At 39.4% G+C, this 16,114-nt stretch carries 13 protein-coding genes, 2 pseudogenes and 1 riboswitch; of the genes and pseudogenes, 1 reads left to right on the plus strand and 14 read right to left on the minus strand.

Annotated features, from left to right (window positions below):
• Window positions 1-68 precede the first annotated feature (68 nt).
• The 10 genes and pseudogenes from ACIQCO_RS18250 to ACIQCO_RS18295 all read right to left on the minus strand — a co-directional run bounded on the left by ACIQCO_RS18250 (window position 69) and on the right by ACIQCO_RS18295 (window position 10,334).
• Complete coding sequence (locus tag ACIQCO_RS18250) at window positions 69-803, minus strand: urease accessory protein UreH domain-containing protein (RefSeq protein WP_400430891.1); 735 nt, start codon at window positions 801-803, stop codon at window positions 69-71.
• A gap of 174 nt (window positions 804-977) precedes the next feature.
• On the minus strand, window positions 978-1,427 hold the full coding sequence (locus ACIQCO_RS18255) for a C40 family peptidase (protein ID WP_400430893.1): 450 nt from the start codon (window positions 1,425-1,427) through the stop codon (window positions 978-980).
• Window positions 1,428-1,774: 347 nt separating this feature from the next.
• A complete protein-coding gene (locus ACIQCO_RS18260) occupies window positions 1,775-2,731 on the minus strand; it encodes an ATP-grasp domain-containing protein (protein ID WP_400430895.1) in 957 nt (318 codons plus the stop codon).
• Window positions 2,732-2,746: 15 nt separating this feature from the next.
• Complete coding sequence (locus ACIQCO_RS18265) at window positions 2,747-3,796, minus strand: LLM class flavin-dependent oxidoreductase (RefSeq protein ID WP_400430897.1); 1,050 nt, start codon at window positions 3,794-3,796, stop codon at window positions 2,747-2,749.
• A gap of 108 nt (window positions 3,797-3,904) precedes the next feature.
• Window positions 3,905-4,008, minus strand: a riboswitch (SAM riboswitch).
• Between the two features lie 147 nt (window positions 4,009-4,155).
• Entirely contained in the window at window positions 4,156-4,650 is a 495-nt protein-coding gene (locus tag ACIQCO_RS18270; protein ID WP_400430899.1) for a S4 domain-containing protein, read from the minus strand.
• A 525-nt stretch (window positions 4,651-5,175) separates the two neighbouring features.
• Entirely contained in the window at window positions 5,176-5,613 is a 438-nt protein-coding gene (locus tag ACIQCO_RS18275; protein ID WP_400430901.1) for a VOC family protein, read from the minus strand.
• 334 nt (window positions 5,614-5,947) lie between these two features.
• Window positions 5,948-6,112 carry a hypothetical protein gene (locus ACIQCO_RS18280; RefSeq protein WP_400430903.1) on the minus strand — a complete coding sequence of 55 codons (165 nt, stop codon included), beginning with the start codon at window positions 6,110-6,112 and terminating at the stop codon, window positions 5,948-5,950.
• Window positions 6,113-6,265: 153 nt separating this feature from the next.
• Window positions 6,266-8,038, minus strand: a pseudogene (locus tag ACIQCO_RS18285) (vitamin B12-dependent ribonucleotide reductase); the annotation flags it as partial.
• Between the two features lie 343 nt (window positions 8,039-8,381).
• Window positions 8,382-9,170: pseudogene (locus tag ACIQCO_RS18290) on the minus strand (ribonucleotide reductase N-terminal alpha domain-containing protein); the annotation flags it as partial.
• A gap of 327 nt (window positions 9,171-9,497) precedes the next feature.
• The gene (locus tag ACIQCO_RS18295; RefSeq protein WP_400430905.1) at window positions 9,498-10,334 is read right to left on the minus strand and encodes a lipoate--protein ligase family protein; all 837 of its coding nucleotides are present in this window, start codon (window positions 10,332-10,334) and stop codon (window positions 9,498-9,500) included.
• 140 nt (window positions 10,335-10,474) lie between these two features.
• On the opposite strand from ACIQCO_RS18295, the gene ACIQCO_RS18300 reads away from it, so the two are divergent.
• The gene (locus ACIQCO_RS18300; RefSeq protein ID WP_400430907.1) at window positions 10,475-10,912 is read left to right on the plus strand and encodes a rhodanese-like domain-containing protein; all 438 of its coding nucleotides are present in this window, start codon (window positions 10,475-10,477) and stop codon (window positions 10,910-10,912) included.
• A gap of 69 nt (window positions 10,913-10,981) precedes the next feature.
• On the opposite strand, the gene ACIQCO_RS18305 is transcribed toward ACIQCO_RS18300, so the two are convergent.
• From ACIQCO_RS18305 to gcvT, 4 genes are all read right to left on the minus strand, one after another.
• Window positions 10,982-11,992: a DUF3231 family protein gene (locus ACIQCO_RS18305; RefSeq protein WP_400430909.1), complete on the minus strand. Its 1,011-nt coding sequence runs from the start codon at window positions 11,990-11,992 to the stop codon at window positions 10,982-10,984.
• Between the two features lie 116 nt (window positions 11,993-12,108).
• Window positions 12,109-13,569 carry an aminomethyl-transferring glycine dehydrogenase subunit GcvPB gene (gene gcvPB / locus ACIQCO_RS18310; protein ID WP_400430911.1) on the minus strand — a complete coding sequence of 487 codons (1,461 nt, stop codon included), beginning with the start codon at window positions 13,567-13,569 and terminating at the stop codon, window positions 12,109-12,111.
• Entirely contained in the window at window positions 13,562-14,908 is a 1,347-nt protein-coding gene (gene gcvPA / locus ACIQCO_RS18315; protein ID WP_400430913.1) for an aminomethyl-transferring glycine dehydrogenase subunit GcvPA, read from the minus strand. The genes gcvPB and gcvPA overlap by 8 nt, the downstream gene beginning before the upstream one ends.
• Before the next feature lie 18 nt (window positions 14,909-14,926).
• Window positions 14,927-16,030 (minus strand): glycine cleavage system aminomethyltransferase GcvT, encoded by a 1,104-nt coding sequence (gcvT, locus tag ACIQCO_RS18320; protein WP_400430915.1) that lies wholly within the window; start codon window positions 16,028-16,030, stop codon window positions 14,927-14,929.
• Between the last annotated feature and the right edge of the window lie 84 nt (window positions 16,031-16,114).

Consider the following 16,114-nt stretch of genomic DNA (forward strand, 5'->3'; position numbering starts at 1 on the left):
CGCTTTACATTATTCTACTATACCCCCCTACCCTATGTAAAGGTTTTTTATCAACCTTCACAATTTGTTCATAATGACCAATAGGTTATGGTATCAAATATTCCTAATAGGAGTATTACAGCACCTGCTATTCGTTGAATAATGGTACCAAACCTTCTACCTTTTTTCGTTAATGCACCGCTTCCGCCAAGGTACCAAATAAGGGAAATGACAAATAATAATGGTAAGGCGGTACCAACCGCAAAGATGGACGGGAGAATAAATCCATAGGAACTTGATAAGACGAGTGGCATTAAGGTGACAAAAAACAAAATAAACATAGTTGGACAAAAAGCAAGTGAAAAACTAAATCCCAGCATAAAAGAACCGAGTGGATGTCCAAGCTTGTATTCCTTTGACCCCTTAAACAAGTTGAATGTCCCTGTTAATTTGATGAAGCCTAACAAATAAATACCAACGATGATTAATAACGGACCCATCAGCTTGCGGATCCAAGGAAAATAAAGGATTAAGTTTTGTTCGATTCCCTTTCCCAGCAGCCACACTAGGCCGCCTAATAAGGAGAAGGCAGCTATTTTTCCAAGTGTAAAATTGAAAACATCCTTCCACATGATTTTCTTTTGGATGGAACTATTCCCATAAAGTGTGACGGCACTAATATTGCCTGTAAGCTGACACGGCGCAAGTGCGCCCACGAGTCCTAAAATAAAGGCAAATAGAATAGGCCAGGATTCCAGACTATTGGCCATCTCAAAAAACGGCTTACTGATAAATGAACTAAATTGACTCATTAAATTGTACATTGAATCACCTTTTTATTTTTCCCTATTTTTAATAAACTTCATTTGTCTTGTTAATATAATAGTAACCTGACGATATGAAGTTAATATGTAGAGATTTCGACAATTTTGCGGCAGCTCCAATATTATTTAGAAACAGAAAAAAACATCGGACTGGCCGATGTTCTCTTCCATTGCTTATATACGTTTTGCGCCAATATATTTTGGATTCCAGTAACTGTTATTAGTATAGGTTATCATTACGCCTTTTGACGAAGAAGCCATAATCATCTTACCTGCTCCGATATACATCGCGACATGTGTTGGTTTACTTGCTTTGTTTGGTGCGTAAAACAGTAAGTCTCCTGCTTGTATAGAACTTACACGATAACCTTTTGTATAATACATTTCAGCCGCTGTACGTGGTAAAACTTTCCCAGCCTGAGCGAATGAGTATTTTATAAGACCTGAGCAATCAAAACCCCTTGGTGTTATTCCGCCCCATTTATATGGAACACCGAGATTTGCTTTGGCAACTGAAATTGCTTTTGTATGATAATAAGCCGCTTCTGCTTTATCACCCGTAGTGGCGAACACTGAGCTAAGTCCAATTGTAATCGCAAGTGCTGTGATGAATTTTTTTAGCATAATGTTATTCCCCCTTGGAGTGATTTGATTTGATACTCACACTATACAAGGAAAGGGTAACAACGGCGTCACAGCGAGATTACAATTTAGTTACAAAATTTTATTGATATAATTTATTAGAGCTGAGCTGTTTATTCTTCTTAGTGAGTGATCGGACGGGAAGTATCTTTTTTTCGGGCAACTTAAACTAACCTGCCCAGACGATCATACTCCTTTTAGATTTAATTCAGAAATTTGTACAAGCTTAACATTATGGGGATTTCTTCTTTTTTAATTAAATCAAGAAGATTTTCAATATCCCTTTCAATATCAGGTAATTCTAAGGAAATTTCCGTTACTTCTCTAAATTAAGCCGTTGCTGTTAATACGTATTTTTCTTCTAATGTCTTCTTTAATAATAAAGCTACTTCCAGCATTCCGTATTTTCCAGCCTCTGCTTCTGCATCAGAATTATAGTTCGTGTTTGTATTAATATCGTAAGTAAAAATTTCACCTTCAGCATTTTTGATGAACTCGATTCCAGCAACTTGAATTTTATTACCAGCTAGAACCTTTTTATATTTTTCTAAAATTTCGTCCTCAAAACCTTCAATGATTTGAAACTTAGGCTTCTCTTCTACTTTTTCTCCTACCGGGCAGAATAAATCGCCAATTTGGCATGCGTCCGCTGGGCAAAGTTCAAATCCTTCCGAAGTATCAACCTTAACGGCATAAACAAAGTTTCCTCCTACAAACTCACAACGGGTTATGTAGCTTTCAGGAGATTGAATGTATTCTTGAATAAGGGTAATTCCATCGACCGGTTCTTCGAAAGAAGGTCCTTCCACATAAGCTTTTAGAGCTTCTATACTATGGAATAATTGAACTCCTAAGCCTTTACCGGCGCGGTTATGCTTCGTAATAAAGGACTGTCCTTCAAAGCTTTTAGCTGCCTGTAAAATGTTTTGTGTTCCAACCGCTGCAATTGTTTTTGGAGTCTTAACACCATACTTGTTTAACTCTAAATATTGTAAAACCTTACTTACCTCTAGCTTTAGAGCACTCGTTCCATTTAACACCGTACGTCCATGTGCTTCAAGCCAAGCCAATACTTGCCCAGAAAATTCAGCTGCAAAACGATGATCACGTGTATGAGAAGATGCACTCATTCGGCTATAGAAGATTCCTTCTGGCGGCTCTTTTGATAAATCTAGCGTTCCTTCGTCCAAATGCCATTCTTCATAAGGAACACCAAGTTCCGCTAACCTTTTTGTTAAATGAACTGTCCACTCACTATTTTCATGTATCACATATACCTTGCTCATCATTATGTCCCCTCACTAGTTCTTTATTAAACTACGTTTTTGTTCAACTAACGGTATAACCTGCTTTGCAAAGCGTTCCATTTCCTCTAATTGAGGTGAAAATTGCAATAGCAATAAATCTATGCCAGCTTCTTCATATTGTAAAATTCGATCTGCAATTTGCTCAGGTGTTCCTACTAAGTTCGGTCGCAGGCCGCGATTGGATACAGAGTAATCCTGTAATTGGATTTGTTGCTCTAATTGTGATTTAGTAGTGAAATCTTTAAAGCCAGCATATCCGCTAGTGTCTTTCACAGTCGTGATTTTTTCAAGCTCAGCCAGAGCCTCTTCTTCTGTATCACGGCAAATAACATAAGCAGCCATGCCAAATGAACTAAATGGCGCACTGCCAGTTTGTTCACGGCGTGCCCTCATATCGGTTATTTTTTGATCAATCTCTTCAACTGTACCACCGTGCATAACATAAGCATCACATTTTTCCGCTATGGTTTGCTTACCTTTTTCACTTTCACCGCCTGCATAAAGAATCGGGTTTGGTCCTTGAACAGGTTTCGGTGCAAGCTTCGCATCCTTTAATTCGTAATATTGACCAGAATAATTGAAGGTTTCTTCTGTCCATAAACCTTTTAGTACATCAATAAACTCTTCGGTACGAGCGTAACGCTCATCATGTTCTGTAAAAATACCCCCATATTGACGTGCTTCTTCTGCCCACCAAGCAGAAACAACGTTAAGAGTAAAACGCCCATTACTGATTTGATCAATATTTGCTGCCATTTTGGCCGCTACAGCAGGATTATGAAAACCAGGGCGAATCGCAGTCATAATTTCAATTTTTTCCGTCACTGCTGCAAGGGCTGCTGCTGTAGACCAAGCTTCAAGTGAGTCATGCTCCGGTCCTTTTATATCATTTAAATATAATTCAGCTATTAAGGTAGTTGAGTATCCCCATTTTTCAGCAGATTGTATTACTTTCTTTGCATAATCAAAGGTAGGCGGCATATTTTCATTCTCCACATTACGTAACCAGCCTCCAAAAATCGGTAACCAAAAACCATATTTCATTTGTATTCTCTCCTCTACTATTCTAATTCTATAGTTTTCCTATTATTTAAGTTGGATTTATGTATAAATTAAAAACTCTCCTCCTAAGAAGAGAGTTTTATTACCCTCTTCTCATCTTTCAAGCAGTGTGCTTGATGGAATTGGCACAGTATTCATAAGAACCTGCTGCCGAGGCTTCAAAGGGCCAGTCCCTCCACCTCTCTGGATAAGAAGAAAAATGTACATTCAATTTTTTAATTAACTAAAGTGATAATAGTTTAAATTTATCAAATTGTCAATCAAATATTTCTAAACTCTAAATAACTACTTATAGACACGGAAAGGTTTTAAAGTTTAGTTCGGTTGCTAAATGTTTTTCATCAAATGAAAATGGAAATGCGTTCTCCCTTTGACAATCTTGAACTAGGTTTAATGACTTGTTCATTTAATTGAATCGTTCCTTTTTCAATCTTTCCTATGATCTGTGATCGACTCCAATCCTCAATTTGGTTTGCAAGCACTTTATCAATTCGATGTTTTCCTATCACATCATCTAGTACAATGTGTATCACCTTTACTCCTTGTTCTGCTAAGCTGGTTATTGGTATGGCTGACATAATTGAATATTCTTCTTTCTGCTCCTCAATTTCAGCAACATGCTCAGAGAACGTTTTATAAATAGCTAACTTTTTGTTCCACGTATGATTTTTTTCGCATTTATAAATCGCATATTTGTATATGCTTTTTCCGTTTGCGTTATGCCTTCGCACATTGGTGTCCGTAAAAACTGATAATCTGCCACACATTTTGCAGTGCTTCTTTACAGCTCGTTCTGGTATTTGAGAAAGTTTCCAGTGGAATGCTATATTTAACATTAATCCTTCACCTCTTAATAAGATAAAGGAACGCAAGCATCTATTTGGATATCTTGCAGCGAGGTATAAAATTAAATTGAAAAAATTAAAAAGGAGATCCTACACAAGGACCTCCTTTCGCATCGAGACTACAGGGTTGCTTGGTTCCTTTGTAATGAGAAAAATGGGCATACTACCCCCTGAGAAAAAAACATTGTTTTTTGAGGGTGATGCTATCCAATTTATTGATCATTACAAAGTAAATTTTGGCATACGTGTTCTCCTGTATCCTTTCTATCCAAATAGAGTTATTCTCATTTTACCGCATAATTACATTTAAATGCAAACGTTTACTTTCTTCTATCCCAAGTAACTCCTCAAAATCCCATTAGTCAGCCCTCATTATCTTATCTCACTATTCTGCTTCGATAGTACAAAAAGGAAAAAGACCGCCGCAGCGACCTTCAACCTAAACTAACGACCCGATAGTTTAAGAAAAAATCTTTAAAGTTGGATATCTAAATCATTTAAAGTCCCATTCAATAATTATCTGATTTTCTCCGCCAACTCTAAAATAATTCCCTCTGGACCACGAACGTAGCATAGCTTATAACTTTCTTCATATTGCTGTATCTCACTAAAGACTTCTGTGCCCTTCTTTTTCAATTTTGCAACAATAGCTTCAATATCTTCAACAGCAAAGCAAATATGTCGGATACCCAGCGTATTTGCAAAAGGTTGCTGAATATCTTTTTCATCTGACGGCGTATAAAATTTGACTAGCTCTATCCATGCCTGACCATCTGGCATCCCCAATCCTACACATGCCGTTTTAACATCATTAAGCCCAACTATTCTGTCCAACTGTTCTCCATCCAATTCCCATTCCGCTTGCACTTCAAGTCCTAAATCAAGAAAAAACGCTTTAGCCTCTGAAATATTATTTACGTTTATACTCACATGATCTATTCTATTGATCTTCATATCTCATACCTCCTATGTTCCTGTTATTTCAATACCTGTATTCGTTTAAGGTTTGTTTGTAATTTTAATTCGCTTAAAACAGAAAATATCCTTCTTCAACTAAACTGCCCCAGCTTAAGTAAAATCCTTCACATTCTCTTCTGTTCCGCTCATAAACCTTTTAAAAAGTTGTGCATCTTGTTCCCCCTCGCTTTTGCATTTGAAATAGTGGAGTACATAATTCGCAAAAAATCTGCCGATAAACTTATCGGCAGAACAAAATGTCCGTTACCATATTTTTCTCATTTTTAGTCACACTTATAGACACACTCTACATAATAAAAAGTCACACTTTTTAAACCAAATCGGGAAGACAAGGGATGATAATTTTCTCACTGTAATCTTCAACAATAGCGCCCGATTGCGCATCTCTCTCTAGTTTACATTTTTCTAAAGCTGTAGTGGCATCTTCAGCAATAAATTTAATGCTACCTTCAGGGGCGTTTAGACATTCATTCACTCACCTTTCCATTTTCTGAAAAAACAAAAATAACCCATTTGGTATAGAAAACCAAATGGGTTATTTTTTATCAAACTTTATTGTCAATTATCAATCTTTATTGTAAAAAATCAATCTTTATTTTAAAGTCACATCCATCCCACTTTGAATTCTTTATAGACCGCACCTTAATTGAGCACCGCAATTTGTACAAGTATTACAGCCGCCGATTTCCTTTACTTTCCCTTGACGGCAGACTGGGCATGTGTTGCCAACCTCAGAACCAATCGTTACGTCTGTAGAACGCAGGTCGCTGATGGTATCAACAAGAACAACATGCTGCTTCGATTTTTTATCAAACATTGATAATTGTTCATTAGTATTTTCTTCAGCTTTAAGTGTTAAAACCTGAGAATCCCTTGAGCCGTCCACATAAACTGTTCCGCCTTTGGCACCTCCGCGGTATAAGCGCTCGTAAACTTTTTCTACCTGTTCTACGCTATACCCTTTCGGTGCATTGACAGTTTTACTGATTGAGCTGTCAATCCAACGCTGAATCACACATTGAACGTCTGCATGTGCTTCCGGGGCTAGCTCCATCGCTGCTACGAACCAGTTCGGAAGATTGTTTGCATCAGCTTCTGGGTTCTGATCTAGGTACTCTTGTACAATATCTGCTTTCACTTCAATGAATTTACCTAGACGTCCACTGCGGAAATACGAGAATGAGAAATAAGGTTCTAAGCCTGTGGAAACGCCAACCATGGTACCAGTGGATCCCGTCGGAGCAACAGTTAGCAAATGTGAATTTCTTATTCCGTTTTCTAAAATCGATTGGCGGACATCTTCAGGCATTTTCTTCATAAATCCTGTTTCAATGAAAGCTTGTCGTAACCGATTTGTATCATTTTGTGTATTACCAGTTAAGAATGGGAAACTTCCCTTCTCTTTGGCTAATTCAATTGAAGTTCGATAAGCTGTTGTAGCAATTGTTTCAAATACTTCATCAACAAGTTTGTTACCTTCAGGTGAACCATACTCGGTTTCACAATAGATAAGTAAATCGTGTAAGCCCATTACACCTAGACCGACACGGCGTTCACCAAGTGCTTGCTTTTTATTTTCATCCAGGAAGTAAGGGGTAGCGTTGATGACATTGTCCTGCATTCTGACGCCGACCGTTACTGTTTTCCTTAACTTTTCAAAATCAACTGTTTTAGTTTCCTTATCTGCCATTTCCGCAAGGTTCACAGCTGCAAGGTTACAGACTGAAAATGGTGCGAGAGGTTGCTCCCCACACGGATTTGTCGCAACGACTTGTTGTCCATATGCTTTTGCATTTGTCATGTCGTTTGCGTTATCAATGAAAAATATTCCCGGTTCTGCGGAGTAGGTAGCACAAATATTAATTAAATTCCATAACTCTTTGGCTTTAATTTTTTTGTAAACACGCACTTTATGACCAAGTCTTTCCCACTCTCTTACGTCACCAACTTGATGCCATTCTTCATTGTAAATTTTCATTTCCTCTTCGTTGTAGTGTTCAACATATGGGAAACGAAGTTCATATTCACCATCATTTTCAACAGCTTCCATAAACTCCTTCGTTAAGCAAACGGAAATGTTTGCTCCAGTTAGGAATTCAGAATTATGAACGGTGTAATTACCACCGGTTGCTAATTTTTCTTCTGCATCAGCAATGATATTTCCATCAAATCCACCATAACCTGGAATGTTTTTGTAATTCGCAATTCCCTGGTACATTGCCGTTTCCTGTAATGTTAGAGGAGTGAATTTAAGTTTATCTTTTGCATGTTTTTTAATCGTTTCATCATTTGTATTTTCAATTAAGAATCGAAGAATTCTCGGATTTTGCATTTTAGAAATAATGAATTCAATAATGTCGGGATGCCAATCCGTCAACATTATCATTTGCGCTCCACGCTTTTTTGTTACTCCTCAAATTTTGAGTGGCTAGGTCATTTCTGCCTAGCTCTCATGCTTTCACATGAGATCAGAACTATATCATCAAAGATTAAATCTTTGTCTCGTGCCCTGAAATTCCGTTACCAGAATAACAGTTTACTCTTTCCATAGTGGATACCGTAGGAAATTTCAATAGTCGTTGAACGTTCATCTTCGTTTCCAAAGATGCTTCGCTGCTGATTGCCCAATCCTTATCATTTTCAAACCTTCACGCCCACCGTTGCCAGTCACGTTGTGGTTGATAAGGCTCTAAGGGTGTTCCAGCAATTCACGAGATTTTAATCCCGCCGTTTGGAGCTAGTTAACGGGATCCACCCTGCTCAACCAAATGCGTCAATTTCGCAATATCATCCAGCCATGAAACCGATCCAGATGATTTTCCATTTACGCCTCTAGCCAAGGTGTTTCTAGGTCTCAAAGTCGATCCATTCGTGCCGACACCGCCGCCGCGGCTCATGATCTCCATTACCTGCTTCCGGTGATCTGAAATGCCTTCACGTGAGTCCGGAACGAACGGCATCACGTAACAATTAAAAAATGTGACGTCGGTATTTGCCCCAGCGCCATACAAAACGCGCCCCGCTGGAATAAAATTCATGGACACAAGCTCTTGATAAAACTTATCGAACCACTCAATGCGCTTCTCTTCCGTTTCTTCCACCGAAGCCAGACCTTTGGCATTCCGTTTGGCTATTTGCTCGTAGAAAAGCTCTAACGGCTTTTCAATGATATCCAGTGACCTCCAAATAAGTCCTGTACTTGTTTCCTCGGGATCATCGAGTACACCCCTGAATTCCTCATCCACCAAAACCTTTGCTTTTTTCCTCTCCCAATCAATTTCCATGATGGTACCAAGGCCGCGGGCTGGAAATTTGGGATCCTCTTTAATTGTTAGAACAACAAAATCGCCATTCGTGAGGGTAATTTTTGCTGTGTCTTTAAAGGTGTAACGGTCTAACATGACCAAACGTGAAACACCCTTGTGAGTTATTTTCATATCTGGGGTTACCGGGTGCACTTGAGGGAAAAGGCGGATATCCTCATTCAACCTTTCAAAATCAATATTCATTTTTTGTCTAAAAACTACAGACATGAGAACAACTCCTTCGATTAATTTCTCTACCATGTTTTAGATTCTAGTAAGTTATGCCTTATCTTGTTGTCTTAATATCCATTAGGGTAACATAGAGAAAGACCTTAAATCAATATATAGTACCGAAAATATTTTCGACACCACTATATATTGTAGTTAAGGCAAATAACTATTATTTTGTCAAACTTAAAAAAAACTAGATTATGGAGGAAATTAAAGGATTCAAATGGTTTTCACCATAAAACAGGAAATTTTAACAAATTTCGCACCTTGCCTCTTCTTAAAATAAGTAATAAAGCAAAAAGCGGCATTCGCCGCTTTCTGAAATTACCGTTTAAAATTCCATTCATCACTTTCATAACGCTCACTCGCTAACTTTTGAACGTAGGCCAGTTCTTCTTCCGTAAGTTGATACGGTTCAAGTTCAATATTCAACCCTTCAGCGAACCCCTTATAAAAAGCATCTTTTGCTTCCTCGAGTGAAATCCTTCGCGGACTAATCGCATTGATGGCCACCGCCTTATCCTTAAAGGCCTTCTTCATTCGTTCCTTTACCCGGTCATTAGAATATTTAAATAGACTGAAAAGCTTATCTTCGTCTAAATCCAATAGAATCGAGCCGTGCTGCAGAATAACACCCTTTTGCCGCGTCTGTGCACTTCCTGCTACCTTACGGCCTTCGACGACTAACTCATACCAGCTCGGGGCATCAAAGCAGACAGCGGAGCGCGGATTTTTCAACGCATCCCGTTCTTCCGGGGTTTTTGGAACCGCAAAATATGCCTCAAGTCCTAAATGGTGAAAACCTTTTAATATTCCTTCCGAAATGACCCGGTATGCTTCAGTAACGGTCTTAGGCATTTCCGGATGTGCTTCTGACACAATCACACTATATGTAAGCTCATGTTCATGAAGGACTCCACGCCCGCCGGTAGGTCTTCGGACAAACCCCAGCCCATGTGCCTTTACTGCCTCCATATCAATTTCTTTTTCCACGTTTTGAAAATAGCCTACAGATAAGGTTGGAGGGTTCCAGCCATAGAAGCGGATCACCGGCGGGAATACTCCCTCGCTATGCCAATCAAGCAACGCTTCGTCTAAAGCCATATTAAAAGATGGTGAACTATTACCCGAATCGATAAATCGCCAAACTTCGTTATTCATTTAAAAACCTCATTTTTTTATTATCACTTCGAGTTTTAGTCTACCAAAATCTGATAGGAATTCAAAATGAGATGTTTCTGCTATAATTAAATTAGGCAAAAATGAAAAGATTTTTCCTATTCATCTTTATCTTTATTGCAATGAATTATATAATTAAAACTAGTGCAAGAAAGCTTGAAGGGAGCAAAAAGAAGTTGAATTCACTTTATGTCTTATTAATCATCATCGCAGCAGTAATCATCTATTCCGTTTTTACCTATTTCTATCAGAAGAGGATTGTTAAAACGGTAACCGAAGAAGAGTTCCGTGCCGGATACAGAAAGGCACAACTAATAGATGTTCGTGAAGCAAACGAATTCGATGGCGGCCATATTTTAGGGGCACGTAATATCCCAATGTCCCAGATGAAAATGCGTATGAAGGAAATTCGCCAGGATATGCCTGTTTACTTGTATTGTCAAAGCGGCATGCGCAGCGCACGTGCAGCACAATTTCTACACAAAAAGGGCTATAGAGACCTAACCCAGCTGCAAGGCGGGTTCAAGAAGTGGTCTGGCAAAGTAAAAGTGAAAAAATAACATCAAAAGAGGATGTCTCAAAAAGGTTTGATCCTTTTGAAACATCCTCTTATACGTTAATTCCCATCTTTATGAACTAGTCAGTTTTCGTCGATCTTCGATTTGCGGCGGCTCCTCCATCCATCCGTTTTTAATCATGATTTCCCCGCCTTTTTTGGCAAAAGAGAAAATGTCTAATGCAATCCGAGCCATTGTCATTGGTAAATCACTTCGTAAGCTAAATGCCCCCCCGAGTGCATTACTCCCAAGACCAAAAGTGCTTAACAAATTGGTGATATACATCATCAACTTATCTGAAAATGGGGCAACAGTGGAGTCGGTGGCTTTTCCATTTGGTGTAGCCGGTGGTTCAATAAAATCCTGCCGTAAAAATTCACCTAAAGTGGTTTCAATTTTCATTGATAATTTCATGCCTTTAACAAAATATTCTTTCACCTGTTTATCTTTTGCAACCTGGGCGAAGCCAATCATTAATTGCAAGCCCACTAAGTTTGTCTCAATCGCATGATGGATCAGTGAAACTTCAATTGTATTTAAAGATCTTGTCTTATTTAACATGTTAAAACCTGATAAATAATCTTTATCTTGAACAAATGTAACCTCTTTTGGCATTGACACAGCTGGCGAACGGACAAGAACCCCCTTTTCCAATAGAATTTGTGTCGCCTTATCTAATTCCTCTTGAGCGTTATCAGTCAATTGCATAAAGAAATTTCTGATATCTTTTCGGAAAGACATGGTTGAGTAGAGAGCAAAAAGACTTATACCAATTTTATCTATCATTTGTAAAAACATTAAATCATAAAGATAACCAAATAATTTAGGCTTATTTTTATAGACATCATTTTCAGTAAAGCCAATAGGGACTACTGCTCCCTCTTCCTCAAAAATAGTGCTTATTGTTTCTACGGCTTGTTTCGAAAAATCATAACTTGATTGTAATAGTTGTTGAATTTCTTGGTCTTCAACATGTTCAAGTAAATGTTCGAGCACCCTCATGAGCATCGTTTTGTCCTGATAGGTCATCCAAAGGTTTCCTAATTCAGATGCTGTCAATGGAATATGGTTTGAATCCGCCATTTTTTGCCCTCCTTGTCTTATTTTTATTATTTACCTAAGAATGAAAAAAAATAATAATCACCTTTAAGAATGAAAAAAAGAGTCAGATTCACTATCCGAATCTGACTCAATCCTTTTTAATTCTTTTGATATTTTAAAATTGGCTTACGTGCTGCCATCGTTTCATCCAAACGGCCGACAACCGTCGTATGTGGTGCCTCTTGAACGATTTCAGGATTCTCTTCCGCTTCTTTAGCGATTTGAATCATAATATCGACGAAAGAATCAAGTGTTTCCTTTGATTCTGTTTCTGTCGGCTCAATCATGATACATTCTTCCACGTTTAATGGAAAGTAAATGGTTGGCGGATGGTAGCCGAAATCAAGCAGGCGCTTCGCAATATCCAATGTGCGCACACCTAATTTTTTCTGGCGTTTTCCACTAAGGACGAATTCATGCTTACAATGTTTATCAAATGGCAGATCATAATGCTCCGCCAGTCTTCTCATCATGTAGTTAGCGTTTAATACCGCATATTCCGTTACCGCTTTTAAGCCGTCAGGACCCATGGAACGGATGTAAGTGTAGGCACGAACATTGATGCCAAAGTTGCCGTAGAATGGCTTCACACGGCCAATCGATTGCGGGCGGTCATAATCAAGCACAAACTCTTCACCGCGCTTCGAAATAATTGGCTTCGGCAGGAATGGAATTAAGTCTGCCTTGACTCCAACCGGACCCGAACCGGGACCGCCGCCTCCGTGAGGGCCAGTAAAGGTTTTATGAAGATTTAAGTGAACCACGTCAAAGCCCATGTCACCAGGTCTAGCTTTTGAAAGAACGGCGTTCAGGTTCGCTCCATCATAATAAACCTTTCCGCCTGCTTGGTGAACGATTTCAGCGATTTCTAGAATTTCCTCTTCAAATAGTCCAAGTGTATTTGGGTTTGTAAGCATAAGGGCGGCCGTATCTTCCCCGACAACCCTTCTTAAATCCTCAAGGTCAACAAGACCTTGATCGGTTGATTTTACCGTAATGGTATCAAACCCTGCGATGGTCGCAGATGCCGGGTTCGTGCCATGGGCGGAATCAGGAACGATTACCTTCGTTCGCTTCAAATCACCGTTTGCCTCATGATAGGCACGGATTAGCATTAATCCGGTCCATTCTCCGTGCGCACCTGCTGCTGACTGTAATGTCACTTCATCCATGCCGGTTATTTCAATTAAATGCTCCTGCAAATCGTATAATAGCCCGAGCGCACCTTGGACAGAGCTTTCGTCCTGGAGCGGATGTACATGGGCAAAGCCGTTATAACGAGCAACATTTTCATTAATTTTTGGATTATATTTCATTGTACAAGAGCCTAATGGATAAAAACCTGAGTCCAGGCCATGGTTTCTCTTTGAAAGAGCAGTATAGTGACGCATGATATCAAGTTCAGAAACCTCTGGAAGCTCAGCTTCCTCTTCCCGTAAATACCCCTCCGGAAGAAGGCTGACCACATCTAATTCTTGTACATCCATTTCAGGGAGACTGTAACCAATTCGGCCCGGTGTACTAGATTCAAAAATGAGTGCTTGATCATGATTATGCATGCAAATCCCCCAATTCTTTCACGAAAGTATCGATTTCTTCCTTCGTCCTTTGTTCCGTTACTGCAATCAGCATATGGTTAGCAAGCTCTGAATAGTCACGTCCTAAATCATAGCCGCCGATAATTCCTTTTTGTAACAGTTGCTGATTTATTTCCTTCACTGGTTTGTTTAATTTAACGACAAATTCATTAAAGGAATGGCCATCATAAACGACTTCAAAACCGGCTTCTTTAAAAGCAGTTTTTGCATAGTGTGCCTTCTGTAAATTAGCGGCAGCCATTTCGCGGACACCTTTTTTACCAAGGGCTGTCATCGCTACAGAGGCAGCAAGAGCGTTTAGCGCTTGATTAGAGCAGATATTTGATGTCGCTTTTTCACGGCGGATATGCTGCTCACGCGCTTGGAGTGTTAACACAAATCCGCGGCGGCCTTGATCGTCTACGGTTTGTCCAACAAGACGGCCTGGAACTTTTCTCATTAATTTATTCGTGACAGCAAAATACCCGCAGTGCGGCCCGCCAAATGCAGTTGGGATTCCAAAGACTTGAGCATCGCCAATAACAATATCTGCCCCAAATTTGCCCGGAGGTGTTAACAGCCCTAGGGATAACGGATTGCTGTTGACAACAAACAACCCCTTACTTGCATGAGTGATTTCTTCTACTTCTTTTAACGGCTCGATTCTGCCAAAGAAGTTCGGATATTGAACAATAACCGCTGCCACATTATCATTCACTAATTCTTTTAATACTTCAACATCTGTTACGCCATCTTTTACAGGCACTTCCACTACTTCTAGATACTGTCCTTTGGCATATGTTTTAAGAACGTCACGATACTCAGGATGAACGGCACTTGAAACGAGAATGGTTTTCCGTTTCGTATGGCCTGCACTTAACATCGCTGCTTCAGCAAGTGCTGTTCCTCCGTCATACATCGAGGAGTTTGCTACATCCATTCCCGTTAATTCGCAAATCATCGTTTGGAATTCAAAAATCGCTTGCAGTTCGCCTTGAGAAATTTCCGGCTGATACGGTGTATAAGCTGTATAAAACTCAGAACGAGAGATAACATGATCAACGATGACAGGCATGTAATGGTCATAAACACCGGCACCTAGAAAAGAAACATTCCTTTTAAGGTCGGCATTGCGGTCCGCTAACATAAAAAGTTCCTTCATTAACGCCGTTTCGGACTTCGCCGCTTTAATATTATACTCACCCTTAAATCTTACTTTCTCAGGGATATCGCTAAACAGTTCATCAATTGAAGAAACACCAATCGTTTCAAGCATAGCCTTCTTGTCTTGTTCAGTCATAGGTAAATAGCGATGTTTCATAAATCTAACTCCCTTCTGCTATTTCTTTTCTCTTTTATAAAAAGGTGTTGCAACTACTGCTGCTTTTAAACGTTTGCCGCGAATTTCAACTTCAACCTCAGTATCAAGTCCGGCAAATTCAGTATTAATGAGTACAAGACCAATATTTCTCTTTGATGTAGGTGGCTGCGTACCAGTTGTCACTTCACCAATCAGCTCATCATCTTTATAAACAGGGTAACCATGACGTGGAATTCCGCGGTCAATCATTTCGATTCCAACTAATTTTCTCGATAAACCATTTTCCTTTTGCTGTTTTAGTGCTTCTTTCCCAATAAAATCAGCTTCTTTATTCAATTTCACCGCAAAGCCAATCCCAGCTTCAAGCGGAGAAATTTCTGGTGAAAGTTCCTGTCCGTAAAGGGCTAAATTTGCTTCAAATCTTAGCGTGTCGCGAGCTCCCAACCCTACAGGCACGATGCCTTCGTCTTCCCCTGCGGTTAAAATTGCTCTCCAAAGTTCAACAACATCACTTGCATCACAATAAACCTCAAAGCCATCCTCACCGGTATAACCCGTCCTTGATACGAGTGTCTTTTTCCCGTTTATGTTCACACCTTGTTGAAATTTGAAAAAGCCGATTTCACTTAAATTGCTGTCAGTTAGTTTTTGTAATATTTTTTCGGCAAGTGGTCCTTGAAGAGCGAGTTGAGCCGTTTTCTCTGACAGGTTTTCAATGCTGACATCACCTTCTAAATGCTCTTCCATCCATTTGTAATCCTTTTCAACATTGGATGCGTTTACAACAAGCAGATAATGGTTGTCTTCCATTTTATAAACAAGCAGATCGTCAACTGTACCGCCGTTTTCATAGCACATCGCGGTGTATTGAGCCCCGCCATTTTTTATTTTGGATATGTCATTGGTCATCATTTTTTGCAAGTAGCTTAAGCTGTCAGGGCCTTTTACATCTACTTCTCCCATATGGGATACGTCGAATAAGCCTGCACGAGTACGAACGGCTTCATGTTCTTCCTTTATGCTTGTGAATTGAACTGGCAGCTCCCAGCCTCCGAAATCAATCGTTTTTCCACCGTATTCCTTATACACTTCAAAAAGCGGAGTACGTTTTAATTCAGTCACGATAAATCCCCCTTTAATCATTCGATACTTGAAATAGCTGATAAAACCAAAATGGCACAGACAAAAAAGGACAGAAACCTCCCT

This window comes from Neobacillus sp. NPDC093127, assembly GCF_044754175.1.
GTDB lineage: Bacteria > Bacillota > Bacilli > Bacillales > Cytobacillaceae > Neobacillus.

Bases quoted from the DNA above. Each gene is read 5' to 3' on its own strand.
- ACIQCO_RS18265 (WP_400430897.1), bottom strand. From the start codon at position 3,796: ATGAAATATGGTTTTTGGTTACCGATTTTTGGAGGCTGGTTACGTAAT.
- gcvPB (WP_400430911.1), bottom strand. From the start codon at position 13,569: ATGCATAATCATGATCAAGCACTCATTTTTGAATCTAGTACACCGGGC.
- ACIQCO_RS18270 (WP_400430899.1), bottom strand. From the start codon at position 4,650: ATGTTAAATATAGCATTCCACTGGAAACTTTCTCAAATACCAGAACGA.
- ACIQCO_RS18300 (WP_400430907.1), top strand. From the start codon at position 10,475: ATGAATTATATAATTAAAACTAGTGCAAGAAAGCTTGAAGGGAGCAAA.
- ACIQCO_RS18275 (WP_400430901.1), bottom strand. From the start codon at position 5,613: ATGAAGATCAATAGAATAGATCATGTGAGTATAAACGTAAATAATATT.
- ACIQCO_RS18255 (WP_400430893.1), bottom strand. From the start codon at position 1,427: ATGCTAAAAAAATTCATCACAGCACTTGCGATTACAATTGGACTTAGC.
- ACIQCO_RS18295 (WP_400430905.1), bottom strand. From the start codon at position 10,334: ATGAATAACGAAGTTTGGCGATTTATCGATTCGGGTAATAGTTCACCA.
- ACIQCO_RS18250 (WP_400430891.1), bottom strand. From the start codon at position 803: ATGTACAATTTAATGAGTCAATTTAGTTCATTTATCAGTAAGCCGTTT.
- ACIQCO_RS18260 (WP_400430895.1), bottom strand. From the start codon at position 2,731: ATGAGCAAGGTATATGTGATACATGAAAATAGTGAGTGGACAGTTCAT.
- ACIQCO_RS18305 (WP_400430909.1), bottom strand. From the start codon at position 11,992: ATGGCGGATTCAAACCATATTCCATTGACAGCATCTGAATTAGGAAAC.
- gcvPA (WP_400430913.1), bottom strand. From the start codon at position 14,908: ATGAAACATCGCTATTTACCTATGACTGAACAAGACAAGAAGGCTATG.